The sequence below is a fragment of the Embleya sp. NPDC005575 genome, from assembly GCF_040605455.1.
Taxonomy (GTDB): domain Bacteria; phylum Actinomycetota; class Actinomycetes; order Streptomycetales; family Streptomycetaceae; genus Embleya.
Genome location: NZ_JBEXCV010000019.1, coordinates 66,076 through 84,984 on the forward strand (window position 1 = coordinate 66,076; position 18,909 = coordinate 84,984).

14 protein-coding genes, 1 pseudogene and 1 riboswitch are annotated in these 18,909 nt (G+C 72.8%); of the genes and pseudogenes, 6 read left to right on the plus strand and 9 right to left on the minus strand.

The window, feature by feature from the left end:
- Nucleotides 1–168 precede the first annotated feature (168 nt).
- Nucleotides 169–732: a hypothetical protein gene (locus ABZS54_RS09505; RefSeq protein ID WP_355532800.1), complete on the minus strand. Its 564-nt coding sequence runs from the start codon at nt 730–732 to the stop codon at nt 169–171.
- A 360-nt stretch (nt 733–1,092) separates the two neighbouring features.
- Here ABZS54_RS09505 and ABZS54_RS09510 point away from each other — a divergent pair, with 360 nt between their 5' ends.
- A complete protein-coding gene (locus ABZS54_RS09510) occupies nt 1,093–1,815 on the plus strand; it encodes a polysaccharide deacetylase family protein (RefSeq protein WP_355532802.1) in 723 nt (240 codons plus the stop codon).
- 95 nt (nt 1,816–1,910) lie between these two features.
- Here the strand turns inward: ABZS54_RS09510 and ABZS54_RS09515 are convergent, their stop codons facing one another.
- On the minus strand, nt 1,911–2,420 hold the full coding sequence (locus ABZS54_RS09515; protein ID WP_355532804.1) for a Fur family transcriptional regulator: 510 nt from the start codon (nt 2,418–2,420) through the stop codon (nt 1,911–1,913).
- A 101-nt stretch (nt 2,421–2,521) separates the two neighbouring features.
- Here ABZS54_RS09515 and cobG point away from each other — a divergent pair, with 101 nt between their 5' ends.
- The 3 genes from cobG to ABZS54_RS09530 all read left to right on the plus strand — a co-directional run bounded on the left by cobG (nt 2,522) and on the right by ABZS54_RS09530 (nt 6,361).
- Nucleotides 2,522–3,874 (plus strand): precorrin-3B synthase, encoded by a 1,353-nt coding sequence (cobG, locus tag ABZS54_RS09520; RefSeq protein ID WP_355532806.1) that lies wholly within the window; start codon nt 2,522–2,524, stop codon nt 3,872–3,874.
- A 155-nt stretch (nt 3,875–4,029) separates the two neighbouring features.
- On the plus strand, nt 4,030–4,656 hold the full coding sequence (locus tag ABZS54_RS09525) for a precorrin-8X methylmutase (RefSeq protein WP_355532808.1): 627 nt from the start codon (nt 4,030–4,032) through the stop codon (nt 4,654–4,656).
- A 160-nt stretch (nt 4,657–4,816) separates the two neighbouring features.
- Nucleotides 4,817–6,361, plus strand: coding sequence for a precorrin-2 C(20)-methyltransferase (locus ABZS54_RS09530; protein ID WP_355532810.1), 1,545 nt, complete (start codon nt 4,817–4,819; stop codon nt 6,359–6,361).
- Between the two features lie 147 nt (nt 6,362–6,508).
- Here the strand turns inward: ABZS54_RS09530 and ABZS54_RS09535 are convergent, their stop codons facing one another.
- Nucleotides 6,509–7,258 carry a cobalt-precorrin-6A reductase gene (locus ABZS54_RS09535; RefSeq protein ID WP_355532823.1) on the minus strand — a complete coding sequence of 250 codons (750 nt, stop codon included), beginning with the start codon at nt 7,256–7,258 and terminating at the stop codon, nt 6,509–6,511.
- 275 nt (nt 7,259–7,533) lie between these two features.
- Here ABZS54_RS09535 and ABZS54_RS09540 point away from each other — a divergent pair, with 275 nt between their 5' ends.
- A complete protein-coding gene (locus tag ABZS54_RS09540) occupies nt 7,534–8,661 on the plus strand; it encodes a cobalt-precorrin-5B (C(1))-methyltransferase (protein WP_355532812.1) in 1,128 nt (375 codons plus the stop codon).
- A 125-nt stretch (nt 8,662–8,786) separates the two neighbouring features.
- Here the strand turns inward: ABZS54_RS09540 and cobM are convergent, their stop codons facing one another.
- From cobM to ABZS54_RS09570, 6 genes are all read right to left on the minus strand, one after another.
- Entirely contained in the window at nt 8,787–9,548 is a 762-nt protein-coding gene (gene cobM / locus ABZS54_RS09545) for a precorrin-4 C(11)-methyltransferase (RefSeq protein WP_355532814.1), read from the minus strand.
- 7 nt (nt 9,549–9,555) lie between these two features.
- Nucleotides 9,556–10,815: a precorrin-6y C5,15-methyltransferase (decarboxylating) subunit CbiE gene (gene cbiE, locus ABZS54_RS09550; protein ID WP_355532815.1), complete on the minus strand. Its 1,260-nt coding sequence runs from the start codon at nt 10,813–10,815 to the stop codon at nt 9,556–9,558.
- 88 nt (nt 10,816–10,903) lie between these two features.
- Nucleotides 10,904–14,551: a cobaltochelatase subunit CobN gene (gene cobN / locus ABZS54_RS09555; protein WP_355532817.1), complete on the minus strand. Its 3,648-nt coding sequence runs from the start codon at nt 14,549–14,551 to the stop codon at nt 10,904–10,906.
- A gap of 197 nt (nt 14,552–14,748) precedes the next feature.
- Nucleotides 14,749–14,847: riboswitch (cobalamin riboswitch) on the minus strand.
- 155 nt (nt 14,848–15,002) lie between these two features.
- On the minus strand, nt 15,003–16,130 hold the full coding sequence (locus tag ABZS54_RS09560) for a beta-eliminating lyase-related protein (protein ID WP_355532819.1): 1,128 nt from the start codon (nt 16,128–16,130) through the stop codon (nt 15,003–15,005).
- Nucleotides 16,131–16,234: 104 nt separating this feature from the next.
- Nucleotides 16,235–16,435, minus strand: coding sequence for a cold-shock protein (locus ABZS54_RS09565; RefSeq protein ID WP_026218153.1), 201 nt, complete (start codon nt 16,433–16,435; stop codon nt 16,235–16,237).
- A gap of 290 nt (nt 16,436–16,725) precedes the next feature.
- A complete protein-coding gene (locus tag ABZS54_RS09570; RefSeq protein ID WP_355532821.1) occupies nt 16,726–17,874 on the minus strand; it encodes a CaiB/BaiF CoA-transferase family protein in 1,149 nt (382 codons plus the stop codon).
- Between the two features lie 292 nt (nt 17,875–18,166).
- Between ABZS54_RS09570 and ABZS54_RS09575 the strand changes: the two are divergent.
- Nucleotides 18,167–18,772: pseudogene (locus tag ABZS54_RS09575) on the plus strand (winged helix-turn-helix domain-containing protein); the annotation flags it as partial.
- Between the last annotated feature and the right edge of the window lie 137 nt (nt 18,773–18,909).

Consider the following 18,909-nt stretch of genomic DNA (forward strand, 5'->3'; position numbering starts at 1 on the left):
TCGGCATGGGTCACGGGCCCGCTCCCACGCTCCCGGCACCCCCGCCTCCCGCACCTCCTCCGCCCGCCCGGATCAGAGCAACACCGACTCGATCACCCGGCGCAGGCCGATCTCCAGGATCTGCGGGTCGTCCCAGTCGCGCGTGACGTGGTCGAACACCACGGTGCTCTACGCGGCGCGGCCTCGGGCGGGTTCGCCGAGGTGGCGCCGGTGGTACGACCGGGTCACGATCGCCAGGAGCGGTGCCCACAGCACCAGCGGCAGATACAGCACGCCGAGCAGGTCGGCGCCGGATTCGGTCATATCGTCGTGCGGGACGAGCCACCAGAACAGGAACTGGGCCCACAGCAGGACCAGAACCACCACACCGATGTAGGCAACCCGGGTGACGAGTACCGGATCCATCCTGCGCCCGCCCACGAACGGGACCCAGCGCGGCGGATGTTCACCCCACGGGCGAACCAGCCCGAGCGTGAGAAGGGCGGCCAGTTCGGTGCTCAGACTGAGAAAGATCACCCAAGGCGCGCCCCATCCCGTCATGTTCATCTTCGCGTAGCCCTGCTCGGTGTATCCGCCGTGGTTGCCGAACACGAGCGCGAACCGCCAGATCGCCGACGGCAACGGGGTCAATGCCGCCGCGTGCGCGGCCAGGATCGCCCAGCGTGGGGCGGGCGGAACGACGGGGTCGGGCAGGGACGAAGGCGAAGCGGTGGTCCCCCGTGGTGTGATCATGTACGGAATTCTGCCGGCGGGGGTCGGCACGGGACGTCGGCGAACGGACCGGGGTCCGGGTCGGTCTCGGGGATGAGCGGCGGGGCGCGGGTACCGCCGAGGTCGGATCCGGGCCTGGTCGGGCCCGGTTGGGCGTGGCCGGAGTGGCCGGCCGCACGGTGCGGAGCGGAGCGGTCCGGGCTCCGACCGGAGCGGTTTCGGCTCGGTACGGAGTGGCCCTGTGCGCAGTGGCTCTGCCGGCGGGGACCCGGCGTCGGGGTGTGCCCGCGTCGGATGCCCCGGTGCGCCGAACCGGTGAACTCCGGCCGAGTCGTGCGTGTCCTCGCGATCGCGGTCCCGGACATGTGCAAGACACTCGACATGGACACCACCTCTGCCACGTCGCGCCGTACGTTGCTGATGGGCGCCGCCGCCACCCTCGGTCTTCTCTCCGTCGCCACCCCGTGCGCCGTCGCCACCGACGGACAGCCCACCCCCCGCCCCGCCTTCGTCCAGGAGCCGGTGTGCGAGGTCGAGGCCGGGCCGCAGCGCATCGCGGTGACCTTCGACGACGGACCCCATCCCGAGTACACCCCGCAGGTGCTGCGTGTGCTGCGGCGATTCCGGGTGTGCGCGACGTTCTGCGTCGTGGGTACGCAGGTCGAGCGTCACCCCGAGCTGCTCCGCGCGATCCACCACGAGGGTCACGCGATCGCCGGCCACTCGTGGTCGCACGCCGATCTGCAACAACTTCCGCCGGCCGGCGTCGCGCAGGAGGTGGAACGCAACCTGACCGCGATCGACCGAGTACTGCCGGGCCTTCGGGTCGGTTGGTTCCGCGCGCCGTACAACCGCTGGTCGCCCGAGGTGATGGGCGAGCTGAGCGCGAACGGCCTTCGCCCGCTGGGCTGGTCGGTCGATCCGCGCGACTGGGAGCAGCCGGGCACAGCCGAGATCGCCAAGCGCGTTCTGGCCGCGACCACGACCGGCTCGATCATCCTCAACCACGACGCGGGCGGCGACCGCACCCAGACGGTGGCCGCGCTGGACCTGTGGCTGCCTCGACTCCTGGCGAACGGATACCGCTTCGTCCAGCCGACCTGACACCCTTACGCACCGGCAACCGTCGCCTCCGCCCCTGGGCCCGATCAAGCGGCGGCGGGCGACGGCACGGCACGGGGTGGGACGAGTGCCGGAGGTCAGGGCCGTTCGGCGTGTTTGTCCGGGTGGGTGTGGTCGAAGGCGTCTGCGCGGTGGGTACAGGTGTCGCAGCGGCCACTCAGGGCGACGGCCGTCGGGTCGAGGGCGAAGCCCAGTTCGGTGGCCAGCCGGGAGGCGACCTCGTCGAGCAGGTCGCCCGGCGCGTGGCTGACCGTGCCGCAGAGGCGGCAACGTACGTGTACGTGTGCGCCGCCCACCAGGTGGCCCGCCAGGTGATAGGTGGCCGCGTCGTGGCGCAGACGGGTGAAGGCGACCAGGTCGAGGCGTTCCAGGGCGTCCAACGCGCGGTAGATGGTGGTCCGGTGCACGCCCGGCGCCGTGCGGGACACCGCAGCGAAGATCGCGTCGGCGCTCAGATGCTCGTCGGCGTCCGCGAGTACCCGAAGCACCGCGGTGCGCGCCACCGTGACCCGCTCGCCGTGCGCGCGGATCTGCCGCACCGCCTCGGCGATCGGGTCGGGGGTGGGGTGCTGCACACCGTCGTCCATATGCAACAGTGTCGCATCTGGCCGGTCGGCAACCGACATGGGGTGACAGGCCGGGCATACCGATACGAGACGTCGAGGCGCGACGAAGGGCGGTGGGTGCGGTGGTGGTCCGAGAGCGCGACGACGCCTGCCCCGGAGTCGTGGACGCGTCCCCGGCCGACGACGGCCTGATCGCGCGCGTACGCCTCCCCGGCGGCCGGCTCGACCCCGACCAGATACACGAACTCGCACTCCTGGCACGGCGATTCGGTACCGGCTCGGTCGACCTGACGGCACGCGCCAACATGCAATTGCGCGGCCTGGCCGAAGCGGACCTGCCCGCGCTCGCCGACGCCATCGCCGCAGCCGGCCTGATGCCCTCCCGCAGCCACGACCGCGTGCGCAACATCCTCGCGAGCCCACTCGCCGGCCGCGATCCGAGCGCCCTGCTGGACGCCGACGCCGTACTCACCGCCCTCGATCACGCCCTGTGCGCGACCCCGGACCTGACCGCCCTCTCCGGCCGCTTCCTGATCGGCATCGACGACGGCGGACTCCCGATCGCCTCGGCCCGCCACGACCTGGACCTCGTCGCACTCACCAAGCACGCCTTCGCGCTGCACGTCGCCGGCCACGACACCACCTGGCGCTTCGGCCCCGCCGACGCCCCGGCAGCCATCGTGCGCGCGGCCCGCGCGTTCCTGACCGCCCGAGCCCACACCGGCGCCTGGCACATCCGCGAACTGCCCGGCGGTGCCGCCCGTTTCGCCGCCCTCCTCGCGGTCGACCCCGCCCCCTTCGCAGGCCCCGGGCCCGTCACCACGCCCGGCGGGAACCACGCACCGACCACCCCGGACGCCGCACGACTCCGTCAACGCGGCGGCAGCCGGCCACCGATCGGGGTACTCGCGCAATCCGACGGCCGCTTCGCCGTCGGAGCCCTGGTGCCACTCGGACGCTTGACGCGGCAACACCTGGCCGCCCTGGTCGGATTGCGGACGGAGCTGCGGATCACCAGCGCCAGAGGCGTCGTGGTCCGTGACGTGACCGACCCCGCCGCGACCGTGGCCGCCCTCGAAGCAGCCGGCCTGCCGTGCGACCCCGCTTCCCCGTGGCGCGGCGTGACCGCGTGCAGCGGCCTGGGCGCGTGCCGCCGAGCACTGGCCGACGTGCGCACCGAGGCCACTCGACACGCATTGGGCCGCTCCTCCCGCGACACCCCACTCGGGGGCGCGGATCGTTCGAGCACCGATCGTTCGCCCGCCGACCGCCCCCAAGCCCTCGACCGCGCCGACACCCACTGGGTCGGCTGCTCCCGCGCATGCGGCAAGCCCGCCGGCGCGACGCTGCTGGTTGCCCGCGAGGACGGCACGTACGAAACCGTCCCGCCCGGTGGGGCACCCACACCGACATCCGCACCACCGTCGGTCCGCCCGCCCGCCCCGGGCTCACCCACGCCGTCCACTCCGGTATGACGGTCGACGGCCCCCGCCCGGCAGGTGCATCGGGCACGAAACCCCATGCCCGACCGGCCGGGCAACGTGCGTGCGCGACCACGAGCGCGACCCGCCCCCCGCCGCGCACACCGACGACAACCCTCACCACCCCCTCGGGCAAAGGAGCAGCCGACGTGGATGACTGGATCAAGGACGGAGCCGAGATCTACCGGCGTTCGTTCGCGACCATCCGGGCCGAGGCGGACCTGTCCCGCTTTCCCGAGGACGTCTCGCGAGTCGTCGTCCGGATGATCCACGCGTGCGGCATGACCGACCTCCCGCAGGACGTCGGCTTCCACCCGGACGTGGCCCGCGCCGGCGCCGAGGCGCTGCGGGCCGGCGCGCCGATCCTGTGCGACGCCAACATGGTCGCGTCCGGAGTCACCCGCAAGCGGCTGCCCAAGGACAACGACGTGCGCTGCCTGCTCACCGACCCGCGCACGCCGGTCCTGGCCGCCGAGCAGCACACCACCCGCAGCGCCGCCGCCGTGGACCTTTGGGTCGACGACCTCGCCGGGGCCGTGGTCGCGGTCGGGAACGCGCCCACCGCGCTGTTCCGCTTGCTCGAACTGATCGACCAGGGCGCCCCGCACCCCGCCGTGATCATCGGGATCCCGGTCGGCTTCATCGGCGCGGCCGAGTCCAAACAGGCCCTGGCCGAGCACCGCGCCGGCATCCCCTACCTCGTCGTACACGGCCGCCGCGGTGGCAGCGCGATGACCGCCGCCGTCCTGAACGCACTGGCGAGCGAACAAGAATAGGCGTCGGACAAGAGCCCGGAGCCGAACACCCGGAGCCGAACACCCGGAGCCGAGCACCCGGAGCGGTACGCCCAAAGCCGAGCGCCCCGAGCCCACCGACAAACCCGGCCGACCTGCGCCGCCGCAGCACACCCACCCACACACCCCCCAGGAGCACAGCGTGACCACCACCGGCCGCCTGTACGGCATCGGCCTCGGCCCGGGCGACCCCGAGCTGATCACCCTCAAGGCCCATCGCCTGATCACCTCGGCCGATGTGGTCGCCTACCCGGTCAAGAAGGGCGCGCGCGGCGTCGCGATCGCCATCGCCGAGCCCTACCTGAGCGACACTCAGCTCCGCCTCCCGCTCGAATACCCGGTGACCACCGAGAGCACCGACCACCCGGGCGGGTACGACGGCGCGCTCGCCGACTACTACGACTCGACCGCCGCCGAGATCGCCGCGCATCTGGACGCCGGTCGCGACGTCGCGGTGCTGTGCGAGGGCGACCCGTTCTTCTACGGCTCGTACATGTACTGGCACGAACGCCTCGCCGACCGCTACCCGGTCGAGGTCGTCCCCGGGGTGACCTCGGTCAGCGGCGCCGCCGCCGTGCTGGGTCGGCCCCTCGTGCAGCACGACGAGGTGCTCACGATCCTGCCCGGCACGCTCCCGCCCGATGTGCTCGCGGCGCGGCTGCGGACCACCGACTCGGCCGCGGTGATCAAGCTCGGCAAGCGGCATTTCCCAGCCGTTCGGGGTGCGTTCGAGCAGGCCGGGCTGGCCGATCGCACCTGGTACGTGGAGCGCGCGACCACCGATCGACAGCAGGTGCGTCCGCTCGCCGACGTGATCCCGGACGACGTCCCGTACTTCTCTCTCGTGATCACTCCATCCACGTCCCCCGGCGGCGAGTTCGCGACCAACCGCACCCCTCGTGTGCCCGAGCCGGCGTATGTGGTGCCCGAACCCACCGGCGAGCTCGGCTCGATCGACGTGGTCGGTCTCGGGCCGGCCGGTCCGGAATGGCTCACCCCCGACGCGCACGCCGCGCTCGCCGCCGCGGACCACGTGGTCGGCTACGGCCCGTACGTGGACCGCGTCCAGCCCCGTCCCGGCCAGAAGCGGCATCGCACCGACAACCGGGTCGAGGCCGAACGCGCGCGCCACGCCATCGGATTGGCCGAGGCGGGTGGCCGGGTCGCGGTGGTCTCCTCCGGCGACGCGGGCGTGTTCGCGATGGCGTCCGCCGTGCTGGAGGCCGCGCACGAGACGGCGACCGAGGTCCCGGTCCGGGTGGTCGCCGGGCTGTCCGCCATGCAGGCTGTGGCGTCTCGCGCAGGGGCGCCGCTGGGCCACGACTTCTGCGTGATCAGCCTGTCCGCGATCCTCAAGCCGTGGGACGTGATCCAGCGTCGGCTTACCGCCGCCGCCGAGGCGGACCTCGCGGTCGCGATCTACAACCCGGCCTCCAAGACCCGGCGCACCCAGGTCGCCGAGGCCCGCGACCTGTTCCTCAGGCACCGCGCCCCGAACACCCCGGTCGTGGTGGGCCGCGACGTCGGCGGGCCGACCGAGGCGGTGCACGTGGTCCGGCTGGCCGACCTGGATCCGGAGGTGGTCGACATGCGTACGCTGCTGATCATCGGCTCGTCGCAGACCCGCACCTACCGCCGGCCGGACGGCAGCACCGGCGTGTACACGCCGCGGCGCTACCCGGCCTGACGAGCCGGGGCACCCGTGTCGACGATCCTCCGTCGGGTCGGACCACCCCGCCCGGGGCCGCGGCCCGGCGCGGCCGACCCGCAGCCCGGTCGGGACGCCAGGATCGACTCGCGGCGGTCGTGTGTCACAGTGACTGGCGTGCGCGACTCACGTTCCGGCCGCCGCGGCCGACCCGCTCAGGACCCACCGCGCGGCGGCCGCCGCGTCGGTGACCTGCTCCGGCGCGCGCACCTCGGGGCGGCGAATCAGCACCACCGGCAGGCCCAGCTCGCGGGCGGCGGTGAGCTTGGCCGCCGTGAGGGCGCCGCCGCTGTCCTTGGTCACGATCGCGTCGATGCGCCGGTCGCGCAGCAGCACGATCTCGTCCTCGACCGTGAACGGCCCTCGGGACAACAGGACTTCACAGGCCCGCGGCAGTGCTCCGGTCGGCGGCTCGACGCTGCGCAGCAGGAACCACAGGTCGTCCAGGTGTGCGTACGGCGCGGTCTCCAGACGACCCGTGGTCAGGAACACCCGTCGGGCCAAGCCGGGCAGGACACGTGCGGCCTCGTCCGCGGAGTCGACCGGGTACCAGCGGTCACCCGGCACGGCGGTCCACCCCGGCCGTTGCAGGCGCAGCAGCGGAACGTCCGCCCGGGCACACGCGGCGACCGCGTTCGCCGAGATCCGGGCCGCGAACGGGTGGGTGGCGTCGACCACCGCCGCCACGGCCCGCGCCCGCAACCAGGCGACCAGGCCGGGCACGCCACCGAAGCCGCCCACGCGGGTCTCGCCGACCGGCAACACGGGTGCGCTGGTACGCCCGGCCAGCGACGACACGATCCGCAGCCCCGGTACGTCCACCAACCGCGCGGCAAGCACCCGAGCCTCGGCGGTACCTCCGAGCAGCAACACCACGCGGCCGCCGTCGCCATCCGGGCCGGGCGGGTCACTCGGGCGACCACCCTCGCCCGAAGCGACCCACCCGGGCGGGTCGCCCACACGCCCACCGTCGCCGGAAGCGACCCGGCCGGGCGCGTCGCCCTCGTGGATCGCACCCGGCGTACCGGACGCCTCCACCGCACCGATGGAGCCTCCCGAGGCCCGGTCGGGCGGCCAGATGCTCCTCGGCCCGCCGCCGGGCGCGTCGGTGCGTGCTTTCTTCGATCCGCTCACGACTGGCTCCTCGACCGATGACCCGCCCCGATCGGCTGCGCCGGGGCTGGACCACCGGAGCATGTGCAACCGCCGCGGCGACGGCCGCCTACCAGGCCCTGTTGACCGGCGAGTTTCCCGACCCGGTGACCGTATGGCTGCCCGGCGGCCAGGCACCCGCGTTCGCGCTCGCCGTCGAGGAACTCACGAAGGCGGAGTCCACGACCGACGACCCCGCACCCGGGGCCGCCATGGCCGGTGTGGTCAAGGACGCCGGCGACGACCCCGATGTCACCCACGGTGCGCTGATCCGGGCCACCGTACGGCACGCGGCGCCCGGCACCGGCGTGACCTTCCGTGCCGGCCCCGGCGTCGGCACGGTGACCCTGCCCGGCCTCCCGCTCGCGGTCGGCGAACCCGCCGTCAATCCCGTCCCACGCGAGCTGATCCGGGAAGCGGTGGCCCGAGTGGCCGCCGCGCACGGCGGTACCGGCGACGTCACGGTCGAGTTGTCCGTGGACGACGGCGCCCGGATCGCCGAACAGACCTGGAATCCGCGCCTGGGCATCCTCGGCGGCCTGTCCATCCTGGGCACCACGGGCATCGTCATCCCGTACTCGTGCTCGGCCTGGATCGACTCGATCCGCCGCGGCATCGACGTCGCGCTGGCCACCGGCGAGACGCACGTGCTCGGCGCGACCGGCACCACCTCGGAGCGGGTGGGCGCCCAGGTGTACGGCCTGTCCGGCACCGCGCTGTTGGACATGGGCGACTTCGCCGGCGCGCTGCTCAAGTACCTGCGCCGGCACCCGGTTCCGCGTCTGACCATCGCCGGCGGCTTCGCCAAGCTCTCCAAGCTCGCCGACGGCCATCTCGACCTGCACTCGGGCCGCTCGCAGGTGAACCTCGACGCACTCGCCGACCGGGCCACGGCGGTCGGCGGCAACGCCGAACTGGCGGCGCACATCCGCGCTGCGAACACCGCCCTGCACGCGCTCGAACTGGCCCGCGCGGCCGACGTCCCGCTCGGCGACGCCGTCGCGGAAGCCGCCCGGGACGCCGCCCGAGCCCTGCTGCGCGGCAGCCGACTCCCGATCACCGTCGACGTGATCGCGATCAACCGAACGGGCACCATCGTCGGGCGCGCCGCACCGAACAGGGCCTAGGCCACACCCGAGCCCCCGAATCGGCCTCGAACCAAGTCCCCGACCGGGCTTCGTACCGAGCAGCGACCCAGGCCCGGACCCCGACTCCGATCCGAACGGCGCCCGGTCAAGGCCCGCCCCGCTGCTCACCCGACCGGCCTCGGCTCGGTGCGATCGCGGATCTCGCTGTACAAGTGGCTGTCGCAGAAGCCCGGTTCACCCAGCACGCGGCCGACCATGATGATCGCCACCGCCTTGATCCCGTTGTCGCGTACCAGGGACACCAGGTCGGCCAGTTCGCCGCGCACGATCAATTCGTCCGGGCGGGACGCGCGCGCGACCACCGCAACCGGGCAGTCCGCGCCGTACAGCGGGGTCAACTCGGCGACCACCCGCTCGACCCGACCCACCGCCAGATGCAGCACCAGCAGCGCGCCGGACCGGCCCAGCGTGGCCAGGTCCTCGCCCGGCGGCATCGCCGTCGCGTTGCCGGCCACCCGGGTCAGGATCACCGTCTGGCCCACCGTGGGCAGCGTCAGCTCACGGCCCATCGCCGCAGCCGCGGCGGCGAACGCCGGTACGCCCGGGGTGATGTCCCACGGAATGCCCAGCGCGTCGAGCCGGCGCTGCTGTTCGGCCACCGCGCTGAAGAACGAGGTGTCCCCCGACTGGAGGCGGGCCACATCGTGCCCGGCCGCGTGTGCGGCGCGCAGTTCCTCGACGATCTGATCCAGGTTCAGCTCGGCGGTGTCCACGAGACGGGCTCCGGGCGGCGCCGCGTCGACCAGTTCGCGCGGCACGAGTGCGCCCGCGTACAGGCACACCGGCGATGCGGCGATGATCCGCAGCCCGCGCACCGTGATCAGGTCGGCCGCGCCGGGGCCGGCGCCGATGAAGTGGACGGTCATGGCTGCACTACTCCTCGCGGGAATCAGGCTGGGTAACAGACTCGAAGCGGGGCTTGACCGCCACCCACTGGGTGACCGGCATCGCCGGCCGCCACCCGGTGAACCGGCCCACGGGCGCGGACCGGGTGACCTGGACACGGGTCAACTCCCCGCCGAACGCGGCACGATGCCGCAACAACTCGGCCTCGGTCTCGGCGACGACGGCATTGGCCACCAACCGCCCGCCCGGGCGCAGCGCGGCCCAGCAACGCTCCACCACGCCGGGCACGGTCAGCCCGCCGCCGATGAAGATCGCGTCCGGGGCCGGGCCGAAGAGTACGTCCGGCGCTCGGCCGACCACGATCCGCAGGTCCGGCACGCCGAGTCTGATCGCGTTCGCCGCAGCCCGCTCGGCCCGTTCCGTGCGCGTCTCGAAGCCGACGGCCCGGCAGGTCGGGTGCGTCCGCATCCACTCGATCCCGATGCTGCCGCTGCCCGCGCCCACATCCCACAGCAGCTCGCCCCGACGCGGTCCGAGCGCGGCCAACGTCATCGCGCGGACCTCGCGCTTGGTCAACTGGCCGTCGTGCTCGTAGACATCGTCCGGCAGGCCCGCCAGCCGGCTCAGCCCCGGGCCCGCCTCGCACCGGACGGCCACCACGTTCAGGTCCGCGAACCGCCGCTCGGGGGCCGCCGCGAGCGCGTCGGCGCTGCCCCGCCACACCGACTCGGCCGGACCGCCCAGGTGCTCCAGTACGGTCACCGTGCTCGTCCCGAAGCCGCGTTCACACAACAGCACGGCCACGCGCCCCGGCGTCAGCCCATCCGCGCTCAGTACCAACGCCCTTGCATCCGTCGAAAGTTCGGCAGCCAAGGTATCCAGCGGTCGACCCACCGCGCTGACCACCGCGACGGCCTGCACCGCCCAACCCAGCCGCGCGCAGGCCAACGAGACCGACGAGGAAACCGGCATTACGGTGACCCGGTCGGCGCCCAACCTGCGCACCAGCGCGGCCCCGACGCCGTAGAACATCGGGTCCCCACTGGCCAGCACGCACACCTTCCGGGACACGGCCAGGTCCGCGACGAAGGCGACCGAGAACGGCGACGGCCACTGGACCCGCTCGGCCGCGCCACCCTCCACCATGGCCAAGTGCCGTGCGCCGCCGACCAACATGTCGGCGGCGCCCACCAACGCCCGTGCCGCCTCGGAGAGTCCGGCCCAGCCGTCGTCCCCGATCCCGACCACGAACACCGGGCCGGCACCCGAAAACGCCGACGCGGACACCGACTCCGATCCGGGAACCGACTCCGACACCGGGCCCAAGCCAGACCCGAGCCGGGGCCCGGACCCGGACCCGGGCCCGGAAGCCCGCTCAGTCATCCCCCGCGTCCTCGCCGCCTTCGAGATCACCCTCGACATCCAGGTACACCTCGCGCAGCCCGTCCAGCGTGGCCGCCTCCGGCTTCTCCCACATGCCCCGGTCGGCGGCTTCGAGCAGCCGTTCGGCGATTCCGCGCAGCGCCCATGGGTTGGACGTGCGCATGAACTCCCGGTTGGTCTCGTCCAGGACGTACTCGCTCGCGAGCTTCTCGTACATCCAGTCCGCGACCACGCCGGTGGTGGCGTCGTAGCCGAACAGGTAGTCCACCGTGGCGGCCAGTTCGAACGCGCCCTTGTAGCCGTGCTTGCGCATCGCCTCGATCCAGCGCGGGTTGACCACCCGGGCCCGGAAGACCCGTGCGGTCTCCTGCTGGAGCGTCCTGGTGCGGACCGCGTCCGGCATGGTCGAGTCGCCGATGTAGGCCGCCGGCGCGGTGCCGGTCAGCGCGCGTACGGCGGCAACCATGCCGCCGTGGTACTGGAAGTAGTCGTCCGAGTCGGCGATGTCGTGCTCGCGCGTGTCGGTGTTCTTGGCCGCGACCGCGATCCTGCGGTACGCGTCCTCCATGTCCTCGCGCGCGAACACCCCGTCCAGGCCCCGGCCGTAGGCGTAGCCGCCCCAGGTCGCGTACACCTCGGCCAGGTCCGCGTCGTCGCGCCACGTGCGCGCGTCGATCAGCGGCAGCAGCCCCGCGCCGTACGCTCCGGGCCGGGAACCGAACACGCGCGTGGTCGCCCGGCGCGCGTCGCCGTGTCGGGCGGTGTCCGCCCGCACGTGCGCCCGGACGTAGTTGTCCTCGTCCGGCTCGGCCAACTCCGCGACCAGCCGCACCGCGTCGTCGAGCAGCAGCACCACGTGCGGGAAGGCGTCCCGGAAGAAGCCGGAGATGCGCACTGTGACATCCACGCGCGGCCGGCCCAGCTCGGCGAGCGGAATCGCCTCGATCCCGGTCACCCGGCGCGACGCGTCGTCCCACAGCGGGCGCACGCCCAGCAGTGCCAGCACCTCGGCGATGTCGTCGCCGCTGGTGCGCATCGCGCTGGTGCCCCACACCGAAAGGCCCACCGAGCGCGGCCAGTCGCCGTCGTTGTCGGCGCGGTAGCGGGCCAACAGCGAATCGGCGAGTGCCTGTCCGGTCTCCCAGGCCAACCGACTCGGGATCGCCTTCGGGTCCACGGTGTAGAAGTTGCGGCCGGTCGGCAGCACGTTGACCAGCCCGCGCAGCGGCGAACCGCTGGGCCCGGCCGCGACGTAGCCGCCCTCCAGCGCGTGCAGCACCGCGCCGATCTCGTCGCCGGTGCGGTCCAGGCGCGGCACGATCTCGCTCGCGGCGAATGCCAACACGTCGGCGACCGCCGCCGATTCGGCGCCCAGCACCTCGTGCGTGACGGCCAAGGCCCGGGCCGGGTCCCACCCGCCCGCCTCCATCGCCGCGACCAGCCGATGCGCGCGGTCCTCGGCGTCGTCGGTCTCGGTGCGCGAGGCGCTGCCGCCCTCGACCAGGCCGAGTGATTCGCGAAGCCCGGGCAGCGCGGCGGCCTTGCCGCCCCACACCTGACGCGCCCGCAACATCGCGGTGACCAGGTTGATCCGGCCCTCGCCGATGGGCGCGCTGCCCAGGATGTGCAGGCCCTCGCGGATCTGCGCGTCCTTGACCTCGCACAACCACCCGTCCAGGTGCAGGATCAGGTCGTCGAACTCGGCCTCGTGCGGCCGGTCGGTGATGCCCAGGTCGTGGTCGAGCTTGGTGGCCTGGATCAGCGTCCAGATCTGCGCCTGGAGCGCGGGCCCCTTGGCCGGGTCGAGCGCCTGCACGTTGGCGTACTCGTCGAGCAGTTGCTCCAGCCGGGTCAGATCGCCGTACGTCTCGGCCCGCGCCATCGGCGGTACCAGGTGGTCCACGATGATCGCGTGCGCGCGCCGCTTGGCCTGCGCGCCCTCGCCCGGGTCGTTCACCAGGAACGGGTACACCAGCGGCAGGTCGCCCAACACCGCGTCCGGACCGCATTCCGCGGACAGGCCCAGGTTCTTGCCCGGCAGCCACTCCAACGTGCCGTGCTTGCCCAGGTGGACGAGCGCGTGCGCACCGAACCCGCCCGGTCCGGCGGGCGCGTCCAGCCACCAGTAGGCGGCCAGGTAGTGGTGACTCGGCGGCAGGTCCGGGTCGTGGTAGATGGCCACCGGGTTCTCGCCGAAACCGCGCGGCGGCTGGATGATCAGGATCACGTTGCCCGCGCGCAGCGCCGCGAGCACGATCTCGCCCTCGGGATCGCGCGAGTGGTCCACGTACAGCTCGCCGGGCGGCGGGCCCCAGTGCTCCTCGATGTTCGCGCGCAGCCCGAGCGGCAACTTGGCATAGCGCTCGCGGTACTCGGCCGCCGAGATCCGGACCGGGTTTCCTTCGAGTTGACCCTCCGTCAGCCACTCCGGGTCCTGGCCGCCCGCCGCGATCAGCGCGTGGATGAGCTTGTCGCCGTCCGGCGGTTCCAGCCCGGGCAGTGCGTCGGCTCCCTCCCGTGCGCCGACGTCGTAGCCGGCCGCGCGCATCGCGCGCAGCAGCGCGACCGCCGACGCCGGGGTGTCCAGGCCGACCGCGTTGCCGATCCTGGAGTGCTTGGTCGGGTACGCGGACAGCACCATGCCGACCTTGCGCTCACCGACCGGAATATGCCGAAGTCGGGCGTGCCGCACCGCGATCCCCGCCACGCGTGCGGCCCGCTCGGGGTCGGCGGCGTAGTGGGTGAGCCCGTCCGGGCCGGTCTCCTTGAACGAGAACGGGACGGTGATCAGCCGCCCGTCGAACTCGGGTACGGCGACCTGGGTGGCCGCGTCCAGCGGCGACAGACCCGCGTCGCCGGCCTCCCACTCGGCCCGGCTGGTGGTCAGGTTCAACGCCTGGAGGATGGTGATGTCCAGTCCGGCCAGCGCGCCGACATCCCACTGCTCGTCGTCGCCGCCGGCGGAGACCTCGGCGGGCTTGGCCCCGCCGGCGCCACCCGCCGCGAGCACGGTCACCAGCAGCGAGTCGAGTTCACCCAGCGCCGCGAACAACGACTCGTCCGCGCCGCGCAGCGACGCACACCAGATCGGTACGGGCCGCCCGCCCGCCTCCTCGATCGCCGCGCACAGGTCGGCCACGAACGCGGTGTTCCCGGCGAGGTGGTGGGCGCGGTAGTAGAGCACGCCCACGGCCGGGCCGTCGATCTCGCGTGCCGAGCGGTCCAACCGACCCCAGGAGGGCACCTCGACGGGCGGCTCGAAGCCGTGTCCGGTGAGCAACAGCGTGTCGGAGAGGAAGCGGTGGAGCTGGGTCAGGTTGGCCGGGCCGCCCTGGGCGAGATAGGCGTGCGCCTGTGCGCTCACCCCGGCGGGTACGGTCGCCAGTTCCATCAGCGCGGCGTCGGCGGCGAGTTCGCCGCTGAGTACGACGACCGGGCGCGGGCCGGCCAGCAGCGCGTCCAGGCCCGCCTCCCACGCGCGTCGCCCGCCGAGCAGGCGGACCACGACCAGGTCGGTGCCGTCCAGGAGCGCGGGCAGGTCGGCCACGTCGACGCGGGCCGGGTTGGCCAGGCGCCAGTCGCCCTCGCTCGCCTTGGCGCTGAGCAGGTCGGTGTCGGATGTCGACAGGAGCAGGATCACCGGGTGCCTCCGCCGATGCCGGCGTGGCGAACCACGGAGTGGATGTCGCGGTCGAACGCGCCGCGGCGGCGCGCGGGAATGCCGCTGGAGTGGGTGCCGCAGTCGAAACTGCGTACGCAAGAACGCCGGCAGGACGAAATCGTCACCTGGAGCGCCTCTCCGGGGTCCTCGCCCCATCGGACTCGGGGTGAGACGCGCAGTTCCTGACTCCCGGTCACGTCGTAGCCGTCGTATGACGTCGTACGGCGGAGCCGGTCACAGTGGCGGGACCGTCCCGGGATCACACCGGGTTCCTGCCACGCCCTCCCCGCGCCGGTAGGGCCGGCGCGGGGCCAGCATCGCTCAGTGGCCCGCCTTGACGCAACATGCCCGGATCGGCGTCGGCGCCGGTGGTGACACATGTCACCGCCGAATCCGGCCCGCGTTCGGTCCGGCGCCCGGGCGCCGTCGGTCAGCAGCTCTTGCGCACCCGGTCCACGAATGCGCCGAACTCGGCGGCGACCTCGTCGGCGGTCCATTCCAGCGCGGGATCGGCGACGGTGATCTCGGTGTACGACAGACCCGGCGGGCCCGGCGCGGTCCACCTGCCGGCCAGCCACACCCCGTGCTCGACGGCGTACTCGCGGCCGACTCGGGTAAGCAGTTCGGCCGGGTACGGCAGCCACATCTGGAACTGCTGGGTGTGCGGGACGGCCGGGTGGACGATCGCCCCGGGCACCCGGGCCAGGCCGGCGGCCACGGTCGCAGCGTGCGCGACATAGGTGCTCAGCCGAGGCAGCGTCTCGTCCAGGGCGGCGAGCGCCTCCAGCGCCATCGGCCAGGTCTGGAACGGGCGTCCGCCGTAGCGGTGCCGCCACGCGTGCGCCTCCTCGATCAATTCGGCGGTGCCCGCGAGGGCCGCACCGGCGCTCGCCCCCAGGCCCTTGTAGTAGGAGACGTACACCGAGTCGAACAGGTCTACGATCTCGTCGAGTTCGCGCCCGAGGTACGTGGTGCTCTCCCACAACCGCGCGCCGTCCAGGTGCAGCGCGGCGTCACGGTCCCGTGCGGCCTGCACGGTCGCGATCAGCTCGTCCCACGAGGGCAGTACGAACCCGTGATCGCGCAGCGGGAGTTCGTAGAAGAGCGTGCCGAATCCCTCCCCGGCGGTGCGGATGTCCTCGGCGGTGATCTGATCGGGACCCTGGGTGAGTGGCAGCGGCCGAAGTCCGGACAGGATCGACACCGCGTCGCGTTCGTAGGTCAACGGATGGGCCCTCGGGTGTATGCCGACCACGTTCGAACCGGTTGCCCCGGCATGGCAGCGCAGCGCGACCTGCTGGGCCATCGTGCCGGTGGGGAACAGCAGCGCCGCCTCGGTGCCGAGCAGCTCGGCCGTACGGGTCTCCAGGCGGGCGACCGCGCCGCCGTCGCCGTACGTGTCGGGCCATTCGTCCGGGTCGACCCCGTCTCGCGCGTACGCGGACAGCCGGGCCAGTCGTTCGGTGACCGTGGTGGGTCGTACCCCGGACAGGATCCGGTCGCATGCGCGCATCGCGCGCAGCAGGCCGACCTTCTCGTCGTTTCCGATGTATCCCATGCACGCATCATCCACCGCGGGCGGGCGAGCCGGCGGGCCGCTACAAACGCAGGCACGGCCCGCACCGGTTCGGTGCGGGCCGTGCCTGTCAATGATGTGTGCCGTCAGACGGTGATGTTCTCCGCCTGCGGGCCCTTCTGGCCCTGAACAGCGTCGTAGGAGACCTTCTGGCCCTCGACAAGCTCACGGTAGCCCTGCGACTGGATCGCCGAGTAGTGCGCGAAAACATCCGGGCCGCCGTCGTCCGCCTGGATGAAGCCGAAGCCCTTTTCCGCGTTGAACCACTTCACGGTTCCAGTAGCCATACAAGTCTCCTTCGTGGTGCCAAATGGAAATGTGCACATGCACAAGTCCAAGTCGCAACAGCAATCCTTTTTCACATGAACCCGGTTCGACATAAACAAAAAGCGCCCGACGGTCACGACCGTAAGGCGCTCACAAAATTCATGGGAACCACTACTGCAACTGCGTCGAGGCTAGCACGGAAAAGTCGCCGACCTCGGAACCCGGGAAATATTTCTCTCCGCGCCGCCCGCGCGGCTCCCGTCACCCGCCCGTGATCCCGCCCGCTTGCCCGGGCGGGCGGGCCGATCGCTCACCGCGGCTCGATGCCCAGTTCGGCCAGGATCGCCGCCGTATGCTCGCCGACCGCCGGGATCGGGCCCATCGCCGCCTCGCGATCGGTCACCGTGACCGGCGGCAGCAGCGCACGCAGCGGACCGACGGGCGAGTCGATCAGCCGCACCCGGTCCCGGGCGACGTGTTGCGGGTGCTCGGCGAACTCGGCGATGGTGCGCATCCGGGCGTTGGCGATGCCGACCTCGTCCAGGCTCGCCACGATCTCGGCGGCCGTGCGGTCCGCGAAGACCGCCTCGATCAGCTCGGTGAGCCGCTCGTTGCCGGCCACCCGCAGCGAATTGCTGCGAAACCTCGGGTCCTCGACCAGGTCCGGCCGGCCCAGCACCCGCTCGCACAGCGCGGCCCACTCGCGGTCGTTCTGCACGCCGACGAACACCTGACCGTCGTCGCCGGCGCGATAGGGGCCGTACGGCGCGATCGCCGCGTGTCGGGCCCCGGTGCGCGGCGGCGCTGTGCCGCCGTAGGTCGCGAAGTAGTACGGGAAGCCCATCCACTCGCCGAGCGCATCCAGCATGGACACCTCGAACGCGCTGCCCTCGCCGGTGACTCGGCGCTCGTACAGGGCGGTCAGCATGCCGGTGAAGGCGTACATCGCGGCGGCGATGTCGGCGATCGGGATGCCCGCCTTGGCGGGCGCGTCCGGCGTGCCGGTGACCGACAACAACCCGGCCTCGCACTGCACGAGCAGGTCGTACGCCTTCTTGTCGCGGTAGGGACCGGAAGTCCCATAACCCGATATTCCACAGACGATCAGCCGCGGAAATCTGGCTCGCAAATCCGCCGCGCCCAGCCCCAGTCGATCCGCCGCGCCGGGCGCCAGATTCTGCACGAACACGTCCGCGCGCGCGAGCAACCGGTCCAGGATTTCCGCCGCCCGCTCGTCCTTGAGGTCGAGCGCGAGGCTTTCCTTGCCCCGATTGACCCAGACGAAATGACTCGACAATCCCTCGACGGTTTCGTCGTACGCACGGGCGAAATCACCCGCGCCGGGCCGCTCGATCTTGATCACGCGTGCGCCGAGATCGGCCAGTTGCCGGGTCGCGTACGGCGCCGCGATGGCCTGTTCCAGGGAGACGACGGTGACGCCCGCGAGAGGTAGGAGCACGCGTCCATCTTGACAGAGCGTCAGGAGGGGGACGGGGCATCGGGGCGGATCCCGAGGCGGGCGGGCGGACAGCCGTGCGGGCCGCCGGGTGGCCGGGTGCCGGGGTGCCGGATCGCCCAGTCGCCGGATCGCCCAGTCGCCGGGCCACCAGGTCGCGGGGTCGCCGGGCCGCGGGGTTGCCGTGGCATCGGCTCCGATGCGGACGAGCCATCGCCCCCCCGGGGGGGCGGTTGACGGTGGTCCGGTCCACCCTTCGGCGCGCGCCGAAGCGTCGCGGGCCGATGATGGCGGCATGGACCCGATCGCACGTGCCACCGACCCGGATTCGGTCCCGCGACTCGCGGCCCTCGCCGCGCTCCTCGCCGACGAGACACGCGCGGCGGTGTGCCTGGCCCTGCTGGATCGGCGCGCCTGGACCGGCGGCGAGCTGGCCCGGCACTGCGCGGTCGCGCCGTCCACGATCAGCGAGCACCTGACCAGGCTGGTCGAGGGCGGCCTGCTGGTCCAGGAGCGGCAGGGCCGGCACCGCTACGTCCGGCTGGCCGACGCGGGGGTGGCCCGGATGGTCGAGGACCTGGCCGCCTACGCGACGCCGGCAACCCCTCGGCCGGCGAACTCGCTGCGCGCACACTCGGCCGGCGCGGCCCTGGCCCGGGGGCGCACCTGCTACGACCACCTGGCCGGCCGGCTCGGCGTGGCGATCACCGACGCGCTCACCGCCCGCGACCTGCTGCGCCAGGACGCCGGCTTCGCGCTCACCGACACCGGCGTCGACTGGCTCACCGACCTGGGCGCCGACCTGACCACCTCGCGCAAACGCCCGTTGGCCCGCCCGTGCCTGGACTGGACGGAGCGCCGCCACCACCTGGCAGGCACGGCCGGCGCCGAACTGTGCCGCCTGTTCCGGGCCCGCGGCTGGACCGAGCCGGTCGGCACGGGTCGCCTTCGAGGAGGTATTCGTGGTCGGCTTCGAGGGCGTCGAGGACCTCGGCGAGGGTGCCGGGGACCTGGGGGACGGCCTGGTGCTCGTCGGGG